The sequence below is a fragment of the Saccharothrix algeriensis genome (assembly GCF_016907655.1).
Classification (GTDB): domain Bacteria; phylum Actinomycetota; class Actinomycetes; order Mycobacteriales; family Pseudonocardiaceae; genus Actinosynnema; species Actinosynnema algeriense.
Window position 1 is genome coordinate 3,617,809 of record NZ_JAFBCL010000001.1, and the last position, 19,206, is coordinate 3,637,014.

Sequence of the window (19,206 nt, forward strand, 5' to 3'; positions counted from 1 at the left end):
GGCGCAGTAGGTTTGCGGTGTGGAATCGACTTGGTCCGAGGAGCTGTCGCCCGAGCAGGCCGACGAAGTGAGGGCGCTGCTGTCGGCCGCCGAGGCCGCCGACGGCGTGGCCCCGGTGGGTGAGCAGGTGGTCCTGCGGCTCCGGCCGGGCGCCCGCGGCAGCGGTCACCTGCTGGCGCGCGAGGGCGGCGCGCTGGTCGGCTACCTCCACCTGGACCTGTTCGGCGACGCCGAGGACAACAAGGTGGCCGAGCTGGCCGTCCACCCCGACCACCGCCGGCGCGGCGTGGGCGCGGCGCTGGTCGAGGCCGCCGCCGGGCGCGCCGAGCCGCTGCGGATCTGGTCGCACGGCGGGCACCCCGGCGCGCGGGCGCTGGCCGCGAAGCTGGGCTACCGCAAGGTGCGCGAGCTGCTGCGGCTGCGCCGGCCGCTGGACGGGGAGCTGCCCGGTCCGCGGCTGCCCGAGGGCGTCCGGCTGCGGGCGTTCGAGCCCGGTCGCGACGAGGCGGCCGTCGTCTACGTCAACCACCGGGCGTTCTCCTGGCACCCCGAGCAGGGCGCGATGAGCATCGAGGACGTGCGGGAGAAGGAGCAGGAGCCCTGGTTCGACGCGAGCGGCTTCCTGCTCGCCGTGGACGCCGAGGAGCGGCTGCTCGGCTTCCACTGGACCAAGGTCCACACGCCCCGGCTGGGCGAGGTCTACGTCGTGGGCGTCGACCCGGACGCGCAGGGCGGCGGCCTGGGCAAGGCGCTCACCCTCGCCGGGCTGGCCCACCTGCGCGAGTCCGGTCTCTCCGAGGTGATGCTCTACGTCGAGGCCGACAACGCTGCGGCACTGGCCGTTTACACTCGGTTGGGGTTCACCCGGTGGGACTCGGACGCCCAGTACGCCAAGTAGTGACAAACCTGTCACGCCACGCAAACGTGCAGGTCACGGGATCACTCGAAGGGCGGTGTCCCTAGTCACCTCCCGTGTGGAGTTCACCCCTCGTTCACCTACTCCTGGGCACCTGTCCACCATCGCTGCCTACCGTCCGTGCCGAGCGGCGAGGTCCGTCGCGTCAATCCCGCTTCCGTTAGGTGGAGGACCCAGGTGAAGACCAAGCGGCACGGCGCCGTCGTCGGCCTGATCGCGGCCGGTGCGCTTCTGCTCACCGCATGTGGCAGCGACAACAACACCGGCTCGAACACCCCGGCGTCCAACGCGTCCGGCGTGCCCGTCGAGTGCGGCGGCAAGACCAAGCTGAACGCAGAGGGCTCCTCCGCGCAGAAGAACGCGATCGACACCTTCATCCAGGCGTACCAGCAGCGCTGCCCCGGCGTCGACGTCGCGTACAACGCGTCCGGCTCCGGCACGGGCGTGAAGAACTTCAACGCCGGCCAGGTCGACTTCGGCGGTTCGGACTCGGCGCTGTCCAAGGACAAGGGCGAGGTCGAGGCCGCCGCCAAGCGCTGCCAGACCAACCCGGCCTGGCACCTCCCGCTGGTCTTCGGCCCGGTCGCCATCGGCTACAAGCTCGAGGGCGTCGACGGCCTGGTGCTCAACGGCGACGTCACCGCCAAGATCTTCAACGGCACCGTCAAGAAGTGGAACGCCCCGGAGATCCAGGCGCTCAACTCCGGCGCCTCCCTGCCGGACAAGGACATCACGGTCGTCTACCGGTCCGACGAGTCCGGCACCACCGACAACTTCCAGAAGTACCTGAAGATCGCGTCCAAGGGCTCCTGGACCCAGGGCGACGGCAAGCAGTTCAAGGGCGGTGTCGGCGAGGGCAAGGAGAAGTCCGCCGGCGTCGCGCAGGCCACCGGCTCGGTCGACGGCGCCATCACCTACGTCGAGCTGTCGTTCGCGCAGGAGAACAAGCTGTCGCTGGCCAAGATCGACAACGGCGCCGGCCCGGTCGAGCTGACCAACGAGACCGTCGGCAAGGCCATCGACGCCGCGAAGATCAAGGGCGAGGGCAACGACCTGGTCCTCGACCTCGACTCCATCTACGGCACCACGACCGCGGGCGCCTACCCGCTGCTGCTGGCCACCTACGAGATCGTGTGCTCCAAGGGCTACGACGCCGAGACCGCGCAGGCCATCCGCGCGTTCCTGACGGTCGCGGCGACCGACGGCCAGGCCGGCCTCGCCGACGCGGGCTACGCCCCGCTGCCCAAGGCATTCCAGGACAAGCTGCTGACCGCCATCAAGGCGATCGCCTGACCCGGCCGGCCGACACCCCGCCGACGCCGTAGCAGCGATGAACGACCGCACTGTGGCCCAGCGCCCCGCGGGCACCGGAACCCCCGGCGCCCGCCGGGGCGTTCCGGCTGCTCGACCCGACTCGGAGGCTCCGATTCCCCCGACCACGGAAGCCGATCAGAAAGCACCACACGTCCGGCCGGGTGACCGGATCTTCCGCGGCCTCGCCACCGGCTCGGGCGTCTTCATCGTCGTCCTCATCGGGGCCATCGGGCTCTTCCTGCTGTTGCAGGCCGTCCCGTCCCTCGCGCTGGACCAGGTCAACTTCCTGACCAGCCGCGAGTGGTCCACCGGCGACGTGAGCAACATGCGGTACGGCATCCTCGACCTCCTCCTGGTCACCGTGGTGTCGTCCGCGTTCGCCCTGGTCATCGCGATGCCCATCGCCCTGGGCATCGCCCTGTTCCTCACCCAGTACGCGCCGCGCCGGCTCGCCCGGCCGTTCGCCTACGTCGTCGACCTGCTCTCGGCCGTGCCGTCGATCATCTACGGCCTGTGGGGCCTGCTGGTGCTCGCGCCCGTGCTGACGCCGGTCGGCGAGTGGCTGACCGGCGCGCTGGGCTTCATCCCGCTGTTCGCCGAGGGCAACGTCAGCATCGCGCTGGGCGGCACCATCTTCACCGCCGGCATCGTGCTCGCCGTGATGATCCTGCCGATCATCACCGCGGTCAGCCGCGAGGTCTTCGAGCGCACGCCGCCCGCGCACGTCGAGGGCGCCATCGCGCTGGGCGCCACCAAGTGGGAGGTCGTGCGGACCACCGTCCTGCCGTTCGGCAAGGCGGGCTACGTCAGCGCCTCCATGCTCGGCCTCGGCCGCGCCCTCGGCGAGACCATCGCGCTGATGATCATCCTGAGCGCCACCAACTCGGCGTTCGGCTGGAGCCTGTTCGACGGCGGCGCGACCTTCGCGTCCAAGATCGCGCTGGCCGCGCCGGAGTTCAACGACCCGCGCTCGGCGGGCGCGTACATCGCCGCCGGCCTGGTGCTGTTCCTGTTGACCTTCGTGGTCAACGCCATCGCCCGGGCCATCGTCGCCGGCCACAAGGAGTACGAATGAAGACGGCGACGGCGGACCTGAACCGCCTCGCGACGCCGCCGACGTTCCAGAGCGTCAGCGCCGCGCGCAAGGTCAAGAACGGCATCGCGACCGCACTGGTGTACCTGGCCTTCGCCGTCGCGATCGTGCCGCTGGCGTGGGTGCTCTACACCGTCGTGCAGCGCGGCCTGCCGGTCGCCCTGGACCTCGACTGGTGGCAGAAGTCGCTGTCCGGCCTGCTGTCCAAGCAGGAGGGCGGCGGCGTCTACCACGCCATCTACGGCACCCTGACGCAGGGCCTGGTGTGCGGCCTGATCTCCGTGCCGATCGGCCTGTTCGTGGCGATCTACCTGGTCGAGTACGGCGGCCGGTCCCGGCTGGCGAAGGCCACCACGTTCATGGTCGACATCCTGACCGGTGTGCCGTCCATCGTGGCCGCGCTGTTCGTCTACACGCTGTGGATCACCACGTTCGGCTTCGGCCGCAGCGGGTTCGCGGTGTCGCTGGCGCTGGTGCTGCTGATGGTGCCGGTGATCGTGCGCACCACCGAGGAGATGCTCAAGATCGTCCCGGACGAGCTGCGCGAGGCGTCCTACGCGCTGGGCATCCCGAAGTGGAAGACCATCGTCAAGATCGTCATCCCGACGGCGCTGTCCGGCATCCTGACCGGCGTCATGCTCGCCCTGGCCCGCGTCATGGGCGAGACCGCGCCGGTGCTGGTCCTGGCCGCGTACGCGCCGTTCATCAACTACAACCTGTTCGACGGGCCGATGGCGTCGCTCCCGCTGCTGATGGCCAACGAGCGCAACAACCCGACCCAGGCGGGTTTCGAGCGGATCTGGGGTGCGGCGATCACCCTGGTCCTGATCATCACGCTGTTCAACCTGCTGGCGACCGCGATCTCGCGGTGGCTGGCCCCGAAGACCAAGTGAGCGGGCGGTTATGGCCAAGCGCATCGACGTGAAGGACCTCAACCTGTACTACGGCAAGTTCCACGCCGTGGACGGGGTTTCGCTCGCCGTGCCGCCGAAGAACGTGACCGCGTTCATCGGCCCGTCGGGTTGCGGCAAGTCCACCGTGCTGCGGTCGCTGAACCGGATGCACGAGGTGGCGCCCGGCGCCCGCGTCGAGGGCAACGTGCTGCTGGACGGCGAGGACATCTACGCCTCCGCGGTCGACCCCGTGCAGGTGCGGCGGACCATCGGCATGGTGTTCCAGCGCCCCAACCCGTTCCCCACGATGTCCATCCGCGACAACGTGGTGGCGGGCCTGAAGCTCGCGGGTGAGCGCAGCAAGAAGAAGCTCGACGAGGTGGCCGAGCGGTCGCTGCGCGGGGCGAACCTGTGGAACGAGGTGAAGGACCGCCTCGACCGGCCCGGCGGCGGCCTGTCCGGTGGTCAGCAGCAGCGCCTGTGCATCGCGCGGGCCATCGCCGTGCAGCCCGACGTGCTGCTGATGGACGAGCCGTGCTCCGCGCTGGACCCGATCTCCACGCTGGCGATCGAGGACCTGATCACGGAGTTGAAGAAGGAGTACACGATCGTCATCGTGACCCACAACATGCAGCAGGCGGCGCGGGTCAGCGACCAGACCGCGTTCTTCAACCTGCTCGGCGTGGGCCAGCCCGGTCGGCTGATCGAGGTGGACGACACGGAGAAGATCTTCTCCAACCCCAGCCAGAAGGCCACCGAGGACTACATCTCGGGTCGTTTCGGCTGAGTCGTTGCCGGTCTTGCAGGGGCCTTCCCGCCGTGGCGGGAAGGCCCCTGTGTGTTGTGGTTCTGGTCACGTCATCACCCGGCCGGGTGTGCTGCCGCTACGTGTCGCGTGGCCGTCGAGGCACCGGTCTGATTCGGCGGCCGTCGTAGTCGAGACGGGTTCTGGGCTGCGCGGTACCGTTCTCGACTTGCCGACGCGAGGGTCGCTCTCCAGAAAGCGATCGGGAACTATCGCGAAGTTGGCGACGCGGCCGCCGGCGGTCTGAAGCGTTACTGAGGTGGGGATGCAGTTGACCAGGGATTTAGCGACCCGTTCCATCCTGCTGATCCTGGTGGCAGGGTTGGTGCTGACGGGGTGCACGACGACGGATCCAGGCAACGCCACGGCGGGTCGTGACAGCACCTTTACGACGGAGACCTCGGAGGGGACCACCACCACGTCAGCGCCTGCGGGTGGAGGGGACGAGTTGGCCAAGTTCGACGCGTGCGCCGAGTTGAACGCCGTCGCGGGCCAGTTCGCGCTGTCTCGGATCGAGAAGGTCGGCGCCAAGGGGTGCCAGGCACGCTGGGGGCAGACGACGACCGCCGTCACGATCGTCGCAGTCCCGGAGCTGCCCATCGGGGAGGCCACCGGCGGGCCCGACGCCCGGTACTCCGATGTCATGATCGGTGCGCGCAAGGCCAAGCGCGTCGAGGCCGGTCTCACCGACGTCTCGTGCCTGGTGGCGGTCGAGGTCACTGCCGAGTCCCGAGTCGACTTCTACGGTGCGGCCACCACGTCCGTCGACGAGTCCTGCGCTGCTGCGACCAAGCTCGCCGAAGCCGTCGAACCCAAGCTGCCGAAGTAGGGCTGGAGCGGAATCTGAAGCAGGTGGTCGAGGGCTACGTCTCGGGTGGTCGTTCCGGCTGAGTCGTTGCCGGTCTTGCAGGGGCCTTCCCGCCATGGTGGGAAGGCCCCTGTGTGTTGTGGTTCTGATCACGTCATCACCCGGTCAGGTGTGCTGCCGCTGCGTGGCACGTGGCCGTCGGGGAACCCGTCTGATTCGGTCGTCGTCATAGTTGGGACAGGTTCTGGGCTGCGCGGTACCGTGCTGGGCGGGAATCGCGTGATCGCGGGGGGTAGTGGTGTCGGCACAGGGAGCGTGGAGCGCGCAGTCCATGCAGGCGATGACGGCCGGCATGCAGGGGCTCAAGCAGGCGGCGGAGTCCGGCTCGTTCGCCATCAGCCAGGCCGGTGCCGAGGCTTACATCAAGGCCATCGAAGACGCCGAGGGTGAGATCAACAACCTGGACCTCAACCTCCTCGACCTCGCGCAGGAGACCAAGCTCGGCACCAGCCCTGATGCCCAGGCGATGAGTCGCTACAACATGGAGAACGTGCACGGCGGCGGGGGCACCACCGGCATCATGCCCGCGATCGACCAGCTGAAGGCCGCGCTGTCGGAGGCCAAGGCGGCGTTGCGAAAGGCGATCGAGAACTACCGCGAAGTCGACGACGCGGCGGCGAGCGGTCTCAAGAGCTACTGAGATGGGGATGCAGTTGTCCAGGAAGCTGGCGGTCCGTTCGGTCCTGCCGATCGCAGTGGTCGGCCTGGTGCTGGCGGGGTGCACGACGAAGGACCCCGGGAACCCCACGTCGAGTGGTGACAGCACCACTACCGGCGCCACGACCGGGACGTCGGAGGAGTCGACCACCACTTCGGCTCCTACCGGCGGTGGCGCGGACCTGGCGAAGTTCGATCCATGCGCGGAGATGAACGCCGTCGCGGGTCAGCTCTCGCTGACCGGCATCGAGGAGGACGGCAAGCAGGCGTGCATGGCCAAGTGGGGCAACTCGACGACCAGGGTGCGTATCAGGGTGTACCCGGAGCTCGGCATCGCCGACGTGGTGGCGAAGCCTGACGCGCAGATCACCGAGACCACCATCGGTTCGCACAAAGCCAAGATTGCCAAAGCCGCGCTGAGCAAGACCGACTGCGATGTGTCCGTCGAGATCACCGCCAAGTCCAGGGTCGACTTCTTCGGCGCGGCCACCGCCTCCGCCGACGAGGCGTGCGACGCGGCCAAGGAGCTCGCCGAAGCCGTCGAACCCAAGCTGCCGAAGTAGGACAGGAGCAGAGCCGTGGCACCGCCGGACCCGCAGAACCCCAACGCGACCAAGGTCGACTACGTCGGTCAGACCGAGGCGGAGCTGCGTGCCGAGTACGACCGGAAGGTCCAGGAGAACCCGGGCTTCGGCAACGTGGTTCCCAACTTCCTGGCCTACCTCGACTACAAGTCGGAGTCGGCGCGGCACCAGGCCCAGCAGGAGCGGCAGCTGGAGCAGGTGGTCGAGGACTACCGGCCGCCGATGTCGACGGCCGGGTCGTTCTACCTGGGCTACCCGCACGACCAGCTCAAGTCCATGGTCACCGACAACATGGCGCCCAGCACGGCCGACGAGCAGGGCGAGGCGTGGACGAAGATCGGCAACACGCTGGTCGACCTGCAGGACAACCTGACCAAGGCGACCGAGGCCAGCAAGGGCGCGTGGCAGGGCGCCGCGGCGAGCGCCGCGCAGGGCTACTTCACCGACATGGCCGCCTGGTCGGGCAACGCCGCCCAGGGCGCGCAGCTGACCGGCAACAAGCTCTACGAGCAGAGCCAGGCCGCCGAGACGGCCAAGTCGGCGATGCCCGAGCCGGTGCAGTTCAGCACGGCCGACGCCTACAAGATGTTCTTCTCCGAGCCGAACCCGTTCAAGTGGGCGGAGACGATCGACAAGATCGAGCAGAAGTTCGAGGAGAAGCAGCAGGCGCACGAGCGGGCGGCCGAGGTCATGACGACCATGTCGACCTCGTTCCAGGAGACCGGTTCCACGATGCCCGCGTTCGCGCCGCCCCCCACCATGGAGGGCTCCGGCGGCACGGGTGACTCGACCAACCCGAACCAGACCGGTGTCGGCGGCCGACCGACGGTCCCGGACGCCCCCGGCGGCGGTACGGGGGTCACCGGCATCCCCGGCCCCGGTGGTGGCGGCAAGGGCGGTGGCAACACCAACCAGTCCGGCTGGACCCCGGGCGGTGGTCCCGGTGGCGGGCCGGGCGGCATCCCCGGTCCGGGTCCCGGTCCCGGTGGCGGCGGTTGGCAACCCGGCCCCGCACCCATCCCGGGACCCGTCCCGGGACCGGGTCCCGGCCCCAGGCCCGGTCCGGGCAACCGGCCGCCCACGGGCCCGCGCCCGCCCGGCGTGCCGATCGGCCGCCCGGGCCCCGGTGGCGGTCCGGGCGGACGGGGCCTGCCCGGTGGTGGCGGCCCCGGTGGTGGCTCCGGCGGCGGTCGCGGCGGGCTGGGCGGGGGCCCTGGTGGCCTCGGTGGTCTCGGTGGCCCGGGCGGGTCGGCGGCGGCCGGTCGCGGCGGCTTCGGGCCCGGCGGGTCCTCGGGGATGCTGGGCGAGGCCGGGCGGTCCGGCGCGGGCGGCTTCGGCCCGTCCGGCAGCGGCGGTCCCGGTGGCGCGGCGGCCGGCCGCGGTGGCGCCGCCGCCGGGATGGGCATGGGCGGCATGGGCGCCGGGGCCGGTCGGGGTCAGGGCGAGGAGGACAAGGAGCACAAGGCCGCCTCGTACCTGGTCGAGACCGAGGACGTCTTCGGCGACGGCACGATGGTCGCGCCCCCGGTCATCGGCGGGTGAGCGTGTTCTCGTTCGCCCTGTCGCACGCGGCGGCCGACGTGCTCTGGGAGGACCTGGAGCTGGGCAGCAGGCCGTACCCGTTCGACTTCCCCTACCTGGGGCAGACCCTCGACGAGCGGCGCGGCATCCGCAACGCCGTCTACCAGGACCTGGAAGCCCGCGGCCTGGCCCACCGCGGGCGGGTCGCCGCGGAGGTCGAGGAGGCGCTGACCCTGCTGGTGCGCTTCGAGCACTCGTTCACCGCGATCGCCTCGCTGGACCCGAAGAACGTGGAGCGCCAGCTGCTGGTCCGCAGCGGCGCGCAGGGCGAGCTGGCGGCGGTGGCGGTGCTGGACGAGCGCCGGCTGAAGGTCGACACCGTGCGGTCGTCGGCACTGCTGCGCGCGGTGGTGGACCGGATCCCGCCGGAGCGTCCCGGTCCGGGGCAGTCGCTGACGGTGCCGGTGCCGTCGTCCGCCCCGCCACCGCCGCGCCGCGACGAGGACTTCGCCGACGCCGGCTTCACCCGGGCGATGACGCCCCGGTCGACGGCGGCCTCGCAGGTGCGCGCCCTGGAAGCGGTGTTCGAGCGGCCCCGGCTGCGCGCCGGTCAGTTCGGCGTCACGGTCCGCGGCCGGCACGGCCGGGAGCAGCGCGCGCCCCAGGTCGCCTGGTTCGACAACGACCAGGGCCGCTACATGACGCAGACGCGGCAGGGGCAGGACGGCCGGAAGTGGCTGACCCACGCCCCCGCCGACAACGCGCGCATCGCCGCGCAGCTCGCCCAGGAGCTGAACGGACTGCTCAACTAGCCGCACCGCCCGCGAACTGCTCGACCGCCGCACCCGCCCGGGCGCGGCTGGTCAGTCGTCCATTTCGGTGCTGTAGCCGGGCATCCGGCCGGTGACCACGAAGACGGTGCGCTTGGCCACCGACACGGCGTGGTCGGCGAACCGCTCGTAGAAGCGGCCCAGCAGCGTGGTGTCCACGGCCGAGGGCACGCCGTGCGGCCACTCCTTGTCCATGATCACCGTGAACAGGTGGCGGTGCAGGTCGTCCATCGCGTCGTCCGCGTCCTCCAGCGAACGCGCCCGCTCGACGTCCTGGGTGCGGATGATGTCGGTGGCCTCCCGCGCGAGCTCGACCGCGATGCGGCCCATCTCGGCGAAGTACGGCTGCACCGTGTCGGACAGCACGTGGTTGGGGTGCCTGCGCCGCGCGGCCTTCGCCACGTGCAGCGCGAGGTCGCCCATGCGCTCGACGCTCTCCGCGGCGTGGATCACCGCGAGGACGATCCGCAGGTCGGTCGCGACCGGCGCCTGCAGGGCGAGCAGCGCGTACGCCTGCTCCTCGATGCTGGCGCGGACGTCGTCGATCTTGACGTCGTCGCCGATCACCTGCTCGGCCAAGCCGAGGTCGGCTTGGAGCAGCGCGGAGGTCGCGCGCTGCATGGCCTCACCGGCCATGCCGCACATGTCGGCGAGCTGGTCGGCGAGTTGTCCGAGCTGGTCGTGGTAAGCCTCACGCATGGCAGCCAGCGTACGTGCAGGTTGTCGCCGTAGCGACATACCCCGGTGAACCCGAGGTGAACCCGTGACGGCCAGATGGCCCAACGGCTAGCTGCACGGGTCGGCGCCCGCGTTCACATAGGACAGATCCTCCGGCGGCGCCGCCTTGCCCTGCTCGGGGGCGGCCCCCTCCCCCTTCGGGGCGACGACCTGCTCGTCCCAGCCGGGCCCGATGAGCAGCGTCACCGCGCCGCCCTGGCTCGCGTCGACCTCGAGCACGGCGCCGGGAACGGCTTTCGCGAGCGTGAACGCGGCGTCCTCGCCGCCCGCGCCGTACCGGATGACGGTCTTCGCGGCGGGCGGCGCGGTGCCGCTGTTGACGACGACGAAACCCAGTTGCGACAAGGCGTTCTTGGCCCGCCCGGCCGCGCCGTCGTTGTCCGCGTCGCCGTTGAACACCTGGATCTTCAACCCCTTGGGGTCGACCACCTTGCCCTGCTTGGGTTCCGCGGCCTTGTCGGCGGTGGCGGGCGGCTGCGCCGCGTCCGCCTCCGGCGCCTCGCCCGGCAGCGGCGTGCCGTCGATGATCGCCTGGAACAGCGCCCGGGTCTCGTCGACCTTCAGCATCTCGATGTTGTCGTCGTTGGACGTCGTGGGGCCCTCGTCCGTCGCGTGCGGCACGGTGACGAAGCTGACCCGGCCGGCCTCGATGCCCTGCAGCGACTGCGCCAGCGTCAGCATGTCCTTGACGCCGATGTTCTGGCCGACGGTGGACGCGGCGAACGCGTTGAGGAAGTTGTTGAGCTTGCCCGGGTTGAGCAGCATCTCGCTGGACAGCGCCGTGCGCAGCAGGGAGGACATGAACTTCTGCTGCCGCGTGACCCGGTCGTAGTCGCCGAACTCCTCGGTCTTCACGTGCCGGGCCCGCACGTAGTCCAGCGCCTTCTGACCGTCCACGTCGTACCTGCCGGGCTTGTCGAAGATCATGCCCAGCTCGCCGTCGTCCATCACCTTCGGCACGCAGATGTTGATCTTGCCGATGGCGTCGACCATCCCCTTGAAACCGTTGAAGTCCACGGACACGAAGTGGTTGATGGTCAAGCCGGTCAGCTCGGTCATGAACGTGCTGACGCACTTGGGCCCGCCGTCGGCGTAAGCCTGGTTGGCCTTCACGCCCTTGGCGGCCGGCAGGACCTCGCCGGTGTACTCCCCGGTCTCGGAGTCCCACTTCTCGCACTCGGGCCGGGTGATCTGCAGGTCGCGCGGCACCGACACCACTACGACCCGCTTCCGGTCGGCCGGGATGTGGGCCAGCATCAGCACGTCCGACCGCGCGCCCCGCTCCTTGGCGGCGTCGCCGACGCCGTCCTCGGGCTTCGCGCCCGCGCGGGTGTCCGACCCGACGATGAGGAAGTTCTCGTCGCCCAACTGCTTCTCGGCCTCGTGCACGGCCGCCGAGTTGGTGTTCAGCGCGTCGATCTCGGTGAACTTGCTGTCCACGTAGAGCATCGCGCCCCACCCGAGGCCGGTCGCGACGAACACGATGACGGCGGCGGTCAGCGACAGCGCCTTGACGGCGCGGACGACCTGGACGTGCTTGGGCGTGCGGACCCGCCGGCGCGGGGCCTCGGGGTCGTCCCCGTCCTCGACGGCCGGGGTGAACACGGTCGCCTCTTCGTCGTGCTCGACCTTCCACGGCATGAGCTTCTGCCGGCGCTCCTTGCGCTGGCGCTCCTGCTCGGCGAGTTCGTCGTGCACCGCGGAGAACCTGGCCAGCGTGTGGTCGACCTCGCGGCGCTTCTTGACGTCGTCGCTGATGGCCTCCATCTCCGTGGTGAGGCTCGCCGGGTCGACCTGGTCGCGCCTCTCGGGCGCCGGCGCGCCGAGCCGGCCGGCGATGCCGTCCCGGCCCGCGTCGCCCCCGGCTTCCGCTGGCCGCCGGTCGACCACGGGCCGCGGTCCGCTGCCGTCGGGGCCGCCGGCCGGTCGGCGCGGCCCGTCGGGCGCGCCCTCAACCGGTCGGCGCGGGCCGTCGGGCGCCCCCTCGACCGGCCGGCGCGGCCCGTCCGGCGCGCCTTCGACCGGTCGGCGCGGGCCGTCCGGCGCGCCTTCCGCGCCGCGTCGTGGTCCGTCGGCCGGTCCGTCGGCCGGTCGCCGCGGCCCGTCCGGCGCGCCTTCGGGGTGCCGGCGCGGGCCGTCCGGTCCGCTGTCGGCCAACCGGCGCGGCCCGGAGCCGTCCGGTCCGCCTTCCGCGAGCCGGCGCGGTCCGTCCGGCGCGCCCTCGGCGAGGCGTCGTGGTCCGTCGGCCGGCCCGTCGGCGAGCCTGCGCGGTCCGCTGCCGTCCGGTCCGCCCGGCGCGAGCCTGCGCGGTCCGCCGTCGGGACCGCCGTCACCGGGGCGCCGCGCGCCGGGTCCGCCCTCGACGGGGCGCCGCGGCCCACCGGCGTTCGGCGCGCCCTCGGCGAGCCGGCGCGGCCCGGAGCCGTCCGGTCCGCCCGCGAGCCGGCGAGGTCCACCGCCGTCCACGGGACCGCGTGGTCCGCCGGGCTCCGCCGGTCCGTCCGGTGCGAGCCTGCGCGGTCCGCCGTCGGGCTCGCCGGCGAGCCGTCGGGGGCCGCTGCCGTCCGGGCCGCCCGCGGGCCGCTGCGGGCCGTCCACGTCGGGCCGGGGCCGCCGGCCGGTGGCGTCGGGCCGGCGCGGGTCGTCGGGGGCGAACCGCTGGCCGGGTGCGCCGTTCGCGGGGGGCCGGCGCCTGTCCTCGGGGGGCGCGGCCGGGTGCGGCCGTCGTCCGGTCGCGTCCGGGCCGCCCAGGCGCTGGGCGACGTCGTCGGCCGGGGGCGGGAGGGCCCGCCGACCGGTCTCCGCGGGCGGGCGGGACCTGCGACCGGCGCCCTCCGACGGCGGCCCGAACGCGTCGGCCGGCCGTGCGCGCCGACCGGCGTCCTCGGGCGGCGTCGCGCCGTTGGCGGGGTGCGGCCGTCGGCCGGTGTCCTCCGGCGCAGGCGGTCGTGCGCGGCGGCCGGTGTCCTCGTGGGAGGGAGCGCCGTCGGGTCGTGCGCGCCGACCGGCGTCCTCAGGGGCGAACGTCTCGGTCGGCACGGCCGCGGCGGCGCGTGCGCGTCGGCCGGCGTCCTCGGCGGGGGGGCGTGCGCGGCGGCCGGTGTCCTCAGGGGCGGAGTGTCCTGGGGAGCGGCCGAGGTCTTCGGGTGCGGAGGGTCGTGCGCGGCGGCCGGTCCCGTCAGGGGCGGAGTGCCCCGGGAGGCCGCCGGGGTCTTCGGGGGCGGGCGGTCGCGCTCGCCGGCCGGCGTCCTCGGGCGCGTGCGGACGCGCTCGTCGGCCGGTGTCCTCGGCGGGCGGGGCCGAGCCGTTCGGCGGGGGCGGGGCGGGGCGCGCCCGGCGGCCGGTCTCCTCGGGGGCCGGGCGCCCCGCGGACGGCGTGAAGTGGTCGGGCGGCGCGCCGTTCGGCCGGCGGACGCCCTCGGGAGGCGGCAGGCCCGGGCCGCGGTCGGCCCGGGGCTGCCGGGCGTCACCGGGTTCCGGGGCCGCGCGCCGCCCGGTCGGCTGCGGCGCGCCGGCCGGCGGACCCGACGGCTCGGGTCTGCGCTCGTCCGGCGGCACGGGCCGCGGGATGTTCGACCGGCTGTGCTGCTCCAGCAACTCGGAGACGCTCAGACCGCCGCCGCCCTCCAGCGAGCGGCGTCGGCGGCCGGTCGGCTGGTCGTCCTGCGGGGCCTGGTCACCTCGGGGTCCGGGGCCGCCACGGCGGGGCTCGTCGGGCACCCGGTCTCCCTTCAACCTTCGGTCAGTAGCGGGTCGTCATCACGAGTTGACGACATCAAGGACACATTGGTTGCACCAACGGCGTGTCACTTGCCTTGGCGATACTACGGATGACCGCCAGTCCTGACGACCACTCCCGGTGATACAGGGGTGGTGGGTACTCGATTGCGCGCAGCATGGTACGCCCGAGCGGGTGATCTACCTAGCAAATCAGTAACCAGCTACCCGCGATTCGGCTATCCCGCGCCGCCCCGCCGCCGCACCGGCCAGCCGCACCCGACCGTTCTCGCGGTAGGCGACGGCGTTGCGTCCTGACTGCTTGGCGGTGTAGAGCAGGCTGTCGGCCCGCAGCAGCTGCTGCTCCGGGGCGACCGGGGGACGCGTCGGCGAGTCCCCCGCGGGAGGTTCGTAAGCCAACCCGATGCTGACGGTCACCCGCAAACCGGGCGCCAGCGAAGCCCAGGCGTGACGCTCGACACGCGTCCGGGCCGACTCGGCGATCCCCACGCCCGCCGCCGCGTCCACTCCGGGCAGCACGAGCACGAACTCCTCCCCGCCGTACCGGGCGCAGAACCCGTTGCGCGGCAGCTCCTCCTGGAGCAGCTCGACGACGCGCTGGAGGACCCGGTCGCCCAACAGGTGCCCGAAGGTGTCATTGACCTGCTTGAACCAGTCCAGGTCGATCAACGCGATGGCCAGCCCGTCGTCGGTGTCGTGCTCCGTCACCATGTCGAGCAACCGCTGGTCCAGGTACCTGCGGTTGTAGCTGTCGGTCAGGCTGTCCCGCATGCTCTGCTCGCGCGCCTCCGCGTGCTCGCGGCGCAGCCGGTCCACCTCGCGGCGCAGCTGCTCGGGCACCTGCGGCTGGACGTCCTGGTCGGCGGAGACCAGGTCGAAGGCCGAGCGCAGGTGCTGGTAAGCCTGCCGCCACTGACCGCGGGAGGCGAGCAGCGTCGCGATCGACTCGTGCAGCTGCACCAGGCCGGCGCCCTCCGACGCGTCCCGGCCGCGGTCGCCCGGCCCGCCGTCGTGGCCGACGCCGGCGACCTCCGGTCGCAGTGCGGTCATCGCGCTCACCTCCCTCCTTGCCAAGGTGTCGTCCCCTAGGAGGCGGCGCTTGAGCCGGCGGGACGCGTCACTCCGGGATTTCCCTCTACTGGTTGACCGTGCACTGCTCCGAACCGGTGACGTTCAGAGATCGACATGGCGGAGCGTGTGCCGCACGAGGCCGCCGCACCACCGGTTCAGTTCGCGCACGGCGCGAAGCCGTACGCCTTGCCGTTGAGCAGGACGATGTGCTGGGAGCCGATCTGGCTGCCCACCTCGGCGCCCTCCTGCACGACGGTGAGCGTCACGGCGACGACCAGCACGACGCCGCGCGGGTGCGCGTCCTCGCCGGGCGGCGTCCAGTCCGGGTCCAGCCGCAGCGTGGACATGGTGGGGTGCACCTCGATGGTCCCGCCGGGCAGCTCGCAGTCGCCGTCGCGGAAGTCCGGGTGCTGCGTGTCGGCGAGCAGCTCGCGCTGCGCGGCGACGCCCTGCCCGCCCGCCTCGTTCATCGCGGTGAAGTAGCTGGCCACCAGCTCGCGGTCGAGGTCGGTGATCCGCAGCGGGCGCGCCGTGCCGGTCACCCCCGAACCGCACGCGGTCAGCGCCACCAGGCACAGGGCGGTCACCGCGGCACGTGTCACCCGCTCAGCCACCGGAGTGCATCAGGTCGGCGCCCACCGGCACGGTGGCGTCCTCCGGGTCGTCCAGCCAGCCCTCCGGCAGCACGACCTTCGCCGGCGACCCCTGCCGCCCGCGCGGGCCCTCGGCGTCGTGCGGGAACCCGGCGTCGGCGTCGAGCCGGCCGAGCAGGTCGTCGAGCTCGGCGGGCGTGGACACCATCGCCAGGGAGCGCCGCAGCTCCGCGCCGACCGGGAACCCCTTCAGGTACCAGGCCATGTGCTTGCGCAGGTCGCGCATCCCCTTGTCGGCGCCGAGGTGGTCGGCCAGCAGCCGCCCGTGCCGCCCGAGGATCTCGGCGACCCGCCCCAGCGAGGGCCCCGGCGGGATCGGCTCGCCCCGGAACGCGGCCTGCAGCTCGCCGAACAACCACGGCCGCCCCAGGCAGCCGCGGCCGACGACCACGCCGTCGCAGCCGGTCCGGGCGACCATGTCCAGCGCGTCGCCGGCGCTGAAGACGTCACCGTTGCCCAGCACCGGGATCGACGTCACCGCCTCCTTGAGCCGCGCGATCGCCGACCAGTCGGCCTGCCCGGAGTACCGCTGGGCGGCGGTGCGGGCGTGCAGGGCTACGGCCTGCGCGCCCTCGTCCTCGGCGATCCGCCCGGCGTCCAGGTAGGTGAGGTGGTCGTCGTCGATGCCGATCCGGAACTTGACGGTCACCGGCACCCCGGCGGGCTCCGCGGCGCGCACGGCGGCCCGCACGATCCGCCGGAACAGCTGCCGCTTGTACGGCAGCGCCGCCCCGCCGCCCTTGCGCGTCACCTTCGGCACCGGGCAGCCGAAGTTCATGTCGACGTGGTCGGCCCGCCCCTCGCCCACGATGATCCTGGTGGCCTCGGCCATCGAGGCGGGGTCGACGCCGTAGAGCTGGAGGGACCTCGGGTGCTCGTCCGCGCCGAAGGTGATCATCTCCATCGTCTTGGCGTCGCGCTCCACGATGGCGCGGGCGGTGATCATCTCGCACACGTAGAGCGACGTGGGGCTGCCGAACTCCCGGCAGAGCTGCCGGAAGGCCACGTTCGTGATGCCCGCCATGGGGGCGAGCACGACCGGGGGATCGACGTCGTACGGGCCAATCTTCAGCGAGGGCAGAGCAGGGGCCACGTACAACAGGCTAACCGCGCCGCGCAGCCCACCGCGCCGGTCGAACCCCCGGGAGCACTTCGACAGGTGCCGCAGCCCCGCCGGGGACCACCCCTTGCCCTCCTGCGCCTCGGCCGCCTGCGTGCGCATGGGGGAGCGACGCGCCCACGGCAACGACCAGTCACCTGCGTCACACACCACGTGCATCCCCACCATCGAACCCCGGGGCGGTCTTCCACTAGCCTTGATGGCGGGCCGCTAGCTCAACTGGCAGAGCAGCGGACTTTTAATCCGCGGGTTCAGGGTTCGATCCCCTGGCGGCCCACCAAAGCCCCAGGTCAGCGGCCTGGGGCTGCTGCATTTCAAGATCGCCGCCATACCTTTGCCGCACTTAAGGTCCCGGACTCTCCGACCTGCGGCGCCCCTCACGAGGTGGACCAGGGGCGGATCAGCCCTCGCCGTCCCCCTGGTCTTGTCCATCATCCTGTCCATCGGTCGGCTCGCCGAAGGCCCCTTCGAGCGCGCTGGCGACCCGCCGGTCAACCACCTTCCGGCCCGGGTGCAGGTCCTGGGTCATTGACAGCCGGGAGTGACCGAGCTGGTCGGCGATATCTCCACGGCTCATGAGGGCGGCGGCAACGTCCGTTCGCCGGCTTCGGTCTTGGTCGACTTCCTGATCAAACCGACGCCCTTGACCTTGATCACGGTAGTCGATGGACGTGGTCCTGATCTCCAAGTCAACGTCAACAGCATCAACGAGGGACGCCCCTGCACGTGCTCGACCAACTGCATTCGCGTCCTTCCCTAGTCGCCGCCCACCCGCAATCCAGTTCCGTAGTCGTCGGGTTACCCTCCGGAATAGGGGCAGTGTGAAGGGGGAGCGGGTGTACACGGGCAGGCGTCGCTGTCGGACGTGTGACACCTGGCTGGCCACCGACAACCGGGGTGCCCAGTGCGGGCGCTGCGCCGCAGCTCAGGCCGTGCGGGCTCCTGTGCTGCCCGCCGAGTTCTGGAACCAGCCGGCGATCCGTCAGGCGTTCGAGTCCCGCAACATCGGTCAGGTCTTCCGCGCCTACCGCCAAGCTCAGAGCCCCACGCTGCCGCAAACCACGCTCGCCGCCTGGTTGGACCTCACCCAGGGGCGCGTGAGCAAGATTGAGTGCTTCCGCCGCTCGGTCACCGACCTCGAACGCCTCGAACGGTGGTGCAACGCTCTCCATGTGCCGCACCACCTTCGGTGGTTCAACGCCGGAGCCGGCTGGATCCCCGACGCGAGAACCCAAGGGGCGCAAGAAAAGTCACTGACGGACCTCGGGCTCTCCTACGCGGCCTCGCTTTTGGTCACGGTGGAAGTGGTTGCCGAACTCGGGAGGCACGACATGGAGCGCAGGACCTTCCTGACGGGCGCGTTGTTCAGCGTCGCCGCGTCGGTCGCCCCCAGCCGTGACTGGCTGCTCGCCACGCTGGATGAGGCGGGTGCGGCCCGGAGCAAGGTCAGCAGTGAGCAGGTGGCCGCGATCCGGCGCACGTTCGGTGTGTTCCAGGAGCTGGACGTCATGCGCGGCGGTGGCCACGCCCGCGAGCAGCTCTCCGCATACCTGACCTCGCAGGTCGTTCCGCTGCTGCGCAGCAACGATCCCTCCACCGAGACCGGCCGCGCGCTGTTCGAGGCCGCCGCGGAACAGCTTTACCTGTTGGGGTGGATGGCCTTCGACAACGGTGAGCACTCCCTGGCCCAGCGCTACCTCATCCAGTCCCTGCGCCTGGCCCAGGCCGCCGGCAGCCCCGAGCTGGGCGCCCACGTGCTGGCCGGCCTGTCCGACCAGGCCACCCTCACCGGCAACCCCGACCACGCCGTACAGCTGGCCAAGGCCGGCCGTGCCGGACTCGCCCAAGGTCACTCGGATGCCTGCCTGGCCGACCTGTGGGCGTTGCAGGCCCGCGCCGAGGCCGCGATGGGCGAGGCCAAGGCCGCAGCCCGTAGCGTGCACCGGTCCGAAGCCGCGTTCGCCGCCGTCGGCCCGGACGACGAGCCCGAGTGGGCACGCTTCATCGACCCGGCCTACCTCAACGGCGAGTACGCCCACACCTTCCGCGACCTCCAACGCCCCGAGGAAGCCGCCCACTTCGCGGGTCTGTCCATCGCCGAGTCCGAACGCCAAAACCGCGCCCGCCGGGGTTCGATGGCCCAGGCCGCCCTGTCCCGCTCGGCCCTCGACAACCACGACCTGGAGGCCGCCGCCTCCGCCGGCATGGCCGCCGCCAAACTCGCCGCGACCGTCAAGTCCTCCCGCTCCGTCGAAGCCGTCGCCGACCTGCGCACCCGCCTGCGCGACCACCGCGACTCACCGGCCGTCCGCGACTTCCTGGACGTTTCCGGCGCCCTACTCCCCACCATGGGACCACGCACGTAGACGAACTGGCCTCTGGGTCCTTACCTCTTCACAGGTCCA

General features: G+C 71.8%; 17 protein-coding genes and 1 tRNA gene. 13 read left to right on the top strand and 5 right to left on the bottom strand.

Features of this window, described 5'->3' with window-relative positions:
- The first annotated feature begins 19 nt into the window (after nucleotides 1-19).
- The 10 genes from mshD (at nucleotide 20) to JOE68_RS16575 (ending at nucleotide 9,463) form a co-directional block, all read left to right on the top strand.
- Nucleotides 20-898, top strand: a complete 879-nt coding sequence (gene mshD / locus JOE68_RS16530; RefSeq protein WP_204843237.1) for a mycothiol synthase — start codon at nucleotides 20-22, stop codon at nucleotides 896-898.
- Nucleotides 899-1,093: 195 nt separating this feature from the next.
- A complete protein-coding gene (gene pstS, locus JOE68_RS16535; protein ID WP_204843238.1) occupies nucleotides 1,094-2,209 on the top strand; it encodes a phosphate ABC transporter substrate-binding protein PstS in 1,116 nt (371 codons plus the stop codon).
- Between the two features lie 37 nt (nucleotides 2,210-2,246).
- Nucleotides 2,247-3,305 (top strand): phosphate ABC transporter permease subunit PstC, encoded by a 1,059-nt coding sequence (pstC, locus tag JOE68_RS16540; RefSeq protein WP_239562267.1) that lies wholly within the window; start codon nucleotides 2,247-2,249, stop codon nucleotides 3,303-3,305.
- Nucleotides 3,302-4,216 carry a phosphate ABC transporter permease PstA gene (pstA, locus tag JOE68_RS16545; RefSeq protein WP_204843239.1) on the top strand — a complete coding sequence of 305 codons (915 nt, stop codon included), beginning with the start codon at nucleotides 3,302-3,304 and terminating at the stop codon, nucleotides 4,214-4,216. Before pstC ends, pstA begins: the two co-directional genes overlap by 4 nt.
- Before the next feature lie 10 nt (nucleotides 4,217-4,226).
- Nucleotides 4,227-5,003: a phosphate ABC transporter ATP-binding protein PstB gene (gene pstB / locus JOE68_RS16550; protein ID WP_204843240.1), complete on the top strand. Its 777-nt coding sequence runs from the start codon at nucleotides 4,227-4,229 to the stop codon at nucleotides 5,001-5,003.
- A 283-nt stretch (nucleotides 5,004-5,286) separates the two neighbouring features.
- On the top strand, nucleotides 5,287-5,850 hold the full coding sequence (locus JOE68_RS16555) for a DUF3558 domain-containing protein (RefSeq protein WP_204843241.1): 564 nt from the start codon (nucleotides 5,287-5,289) through the stop codon (nucleotides 5,848-5,850).
- A 310-nt stretch (nucleotides 5,851-6,160) separates the two neighbouring features.
- On the top strand, nucleotides 6,161-6,529 hold the full coding sequence (locus tag JOE68_RS16560) for a hypothetical protein (protein ID WP_239562268.1): 369 nt from the start codon (nucleotides 6,161-6,163) through the stop codon (nucleotides 6,527-6,529).
- A gap of 7 nt (nucleotides 6,530-6,536) precedes the next feature.
- A complete protein-coding gene (locus JOE68_RS16565; protein WP_204843243.1) occupies nucleotides 6,537-7,109 on the top strand; it encodes a DUF3558 family protein in 573 nt (190 codons plus the stop codon).
- A 15-nt stretch (nucleotides 7,110-7,124) separates the two neighbouring features.
- Complete coding sequence (locus tag JOE68_RS16570) at nucleotides 7,125-8,672, top strand: hypothetical protein (protein ID WP_204843244.1); 1,548 nt, start codon at nucleotides 7,125-7,127, stop codon at nucleotides 8,670-8,672.
- Entirely contained in the window at nucleotides 8,669-9,463 is a 795-nt protein-coding gene (locus tag JOE68_RS16575; protein ID WP_204843245.1) for an ESX secretion-associated protein EspG, read from the top strand. The genes JOE68_RS16570 and JOE68_RS16575 overlap by 4 nt, the downstream gene beginning before the upstream one ends.
- Before the next feature lie 51 nt (nucleotides 9,464-9,514).
- Here JOE68_RS16575 and phoU read toward each other — a convergent pair whose 3' ends face one another.
- From phoU to dusB, 5 genes are all read right to left on the bottom strand, one after another.
- Complete coding sequence (gene phoU / locus JOE68_RS16580; RefSeq protein ID WP_204843246.1) at nucleotides 9,515-10,180, bottom strand: phosphate signaling complex protein PhoU; 666 nt, start codon at nucleotides 10,178-10,180, stop codon at nucleotides 9,515-9,517.
- A gap of 87 nt (nucleotides 10,181-10,267) precedes the next feature.
- Nucleotides 10,268-12,109, bottom strand: coding sequence for an LCP family protein (locus JOE68_RS16585; RefSeq protein ID WP_204843247.1), 1,842 nt, complete (start codon nucleotides 12,107-12,109; stop codon nucleotides 10,268-10,270).
- Between the two features lie 2,040 nt (nucleotides 12,110-14,149).
- Nucleotides 14,150-15,007, bottom strand: a complete 858-nt coding sequence (locus JOE68_RS16590; protein ID WP_204843248.1) for a GGDEF domain-containing protein — start codon at nucleotides 15,005-15,007, stop codon at nucleotides 14,150-14,152.
- 176 nt (nucleotides 15,008-15,183) lie between these two features.
- Entirely contained in the window at nucleotides 15,184-15,615 is a 432-nt protein-coding gene (locus JOE68_RS16595) for a hypothetical protein (RefSeq protein ID WP_204843249.1), read from the bottom strand.
- Nucleotides 15,616-15,634: 19 nt separating this feature from the next.
- Nucleotides 15,635-16,774, bottom strand: a complete 1,140-nt coding sequence (dusB, locus tag JOE68_RS16600; RefSeq protein WP_307819711.1) for a tRNA dihydrouridine synthase DusB — start codon at nucleotides 16,772-16,774, stop codon at nucleotides 15,635-15,637.
- 231 nt (nucleotides 16,775-17,005) lie between these two features.
- Here dusB and JOE68_RS16605 point away from each other — a divergent pair.
- From JOE68_RS16605 to JOE68_RS16615, 3 genes are all read left to right on the top strand, one after another.
- Nucleotides 17,006-17,081 (top strand) — tRNA-Lys (locus JOE68_RS16605).
- A gap of 261 nt (nucleotides 17,082-17,342) precedes the next feature.
- The gene (locus JOE68_RS16610; protein WP_204843251.1) at nucleotides 17,343-17,561 is read left to right on the top strand and encodes a hypothetical protein; all 219 of its coding nucleotides are present in this window, start codon (nucleotides 17,343-17,345) and stop codon (nucleotides 17,559-17,561) included.
- Nucleotides 17,562-17,745: 184 nt separating this feature from the next.
- Nucleotides 17,746-19,167 (top strand): helix-turn-helix domain-containing protein, encoded by a 1,422-nt coding sequence (locus JOE68_RS16615; RefSeq protein WP_204843252.1) that lies wholly within the window; start codon nucleotides 17,746-17,748, stop codon nucleotides 19,165-19,167.
- Nucleotides 19,168-19,206 lie beyond the last annotated feature (39 nt).

What these genes read in the sequence shown, in the direction of transcription:
- pstC (WP_239562267.1), top strand. Translation starts at nt 2,247, where the DNA reads ATGAACGACCGCACTGTGGCCCAGCGCCCCGCGGGCACCGGAACCCCC.
- pstA (WP_204843239.1), top strand. Translation starts at nt 3,302, where the DNA reads ATGAAGACGGCGACGGCGGACCTGAACCGCCTCGCGACGCCGCCGACG.
- pstB (WP_204843240.1), top strand. Translation starts at nt 4,227, where the DNA reads ATGGCCAAGCGCATCGACGTGAAGGACCTCAACCTGTACTACGGCAAG.
- JOE68_RS16555 (WP_204843241.1), top strand. Translation starts at nt 5,287, where the DNA reads ATGCAGTTGACCAGGGATTTAGCGACCCGTTCCATCCTGCTGATCCTG.
- JOE68_RS16560 (WP_239562268.1), top strand. Translation starts at nt 6,161, where the DNA reads ATGCAGGCGATGACGGCCGGCATGCAGGGGCTCAAGCAGGCGGCGGAG.
- JOE68_RS16565 (WP_204843243.1), top strand. Translation starts at nt 6,537, where the DNA reads ATGCAGTTGTCCAGGAAGCTGGCGGTCCGTTCGGTCCTGCCGATCGCA.
- phoU (WP_204843246.1), bottom strand. Translation starts at nt 10,180, where the DNA reads ATGCGTGAGGCTTACCACGACCAGCTCGGACAACTCGCCGACCAGCTC.
- JOE68_RS16590 (WP_204843248.1), bottom strand. Translation starts at nt 15,007, where the DNA reads ATGACCGCACTGCGACCGGAGGTCGCCGGCGTCGGCCACGACGGCGGG.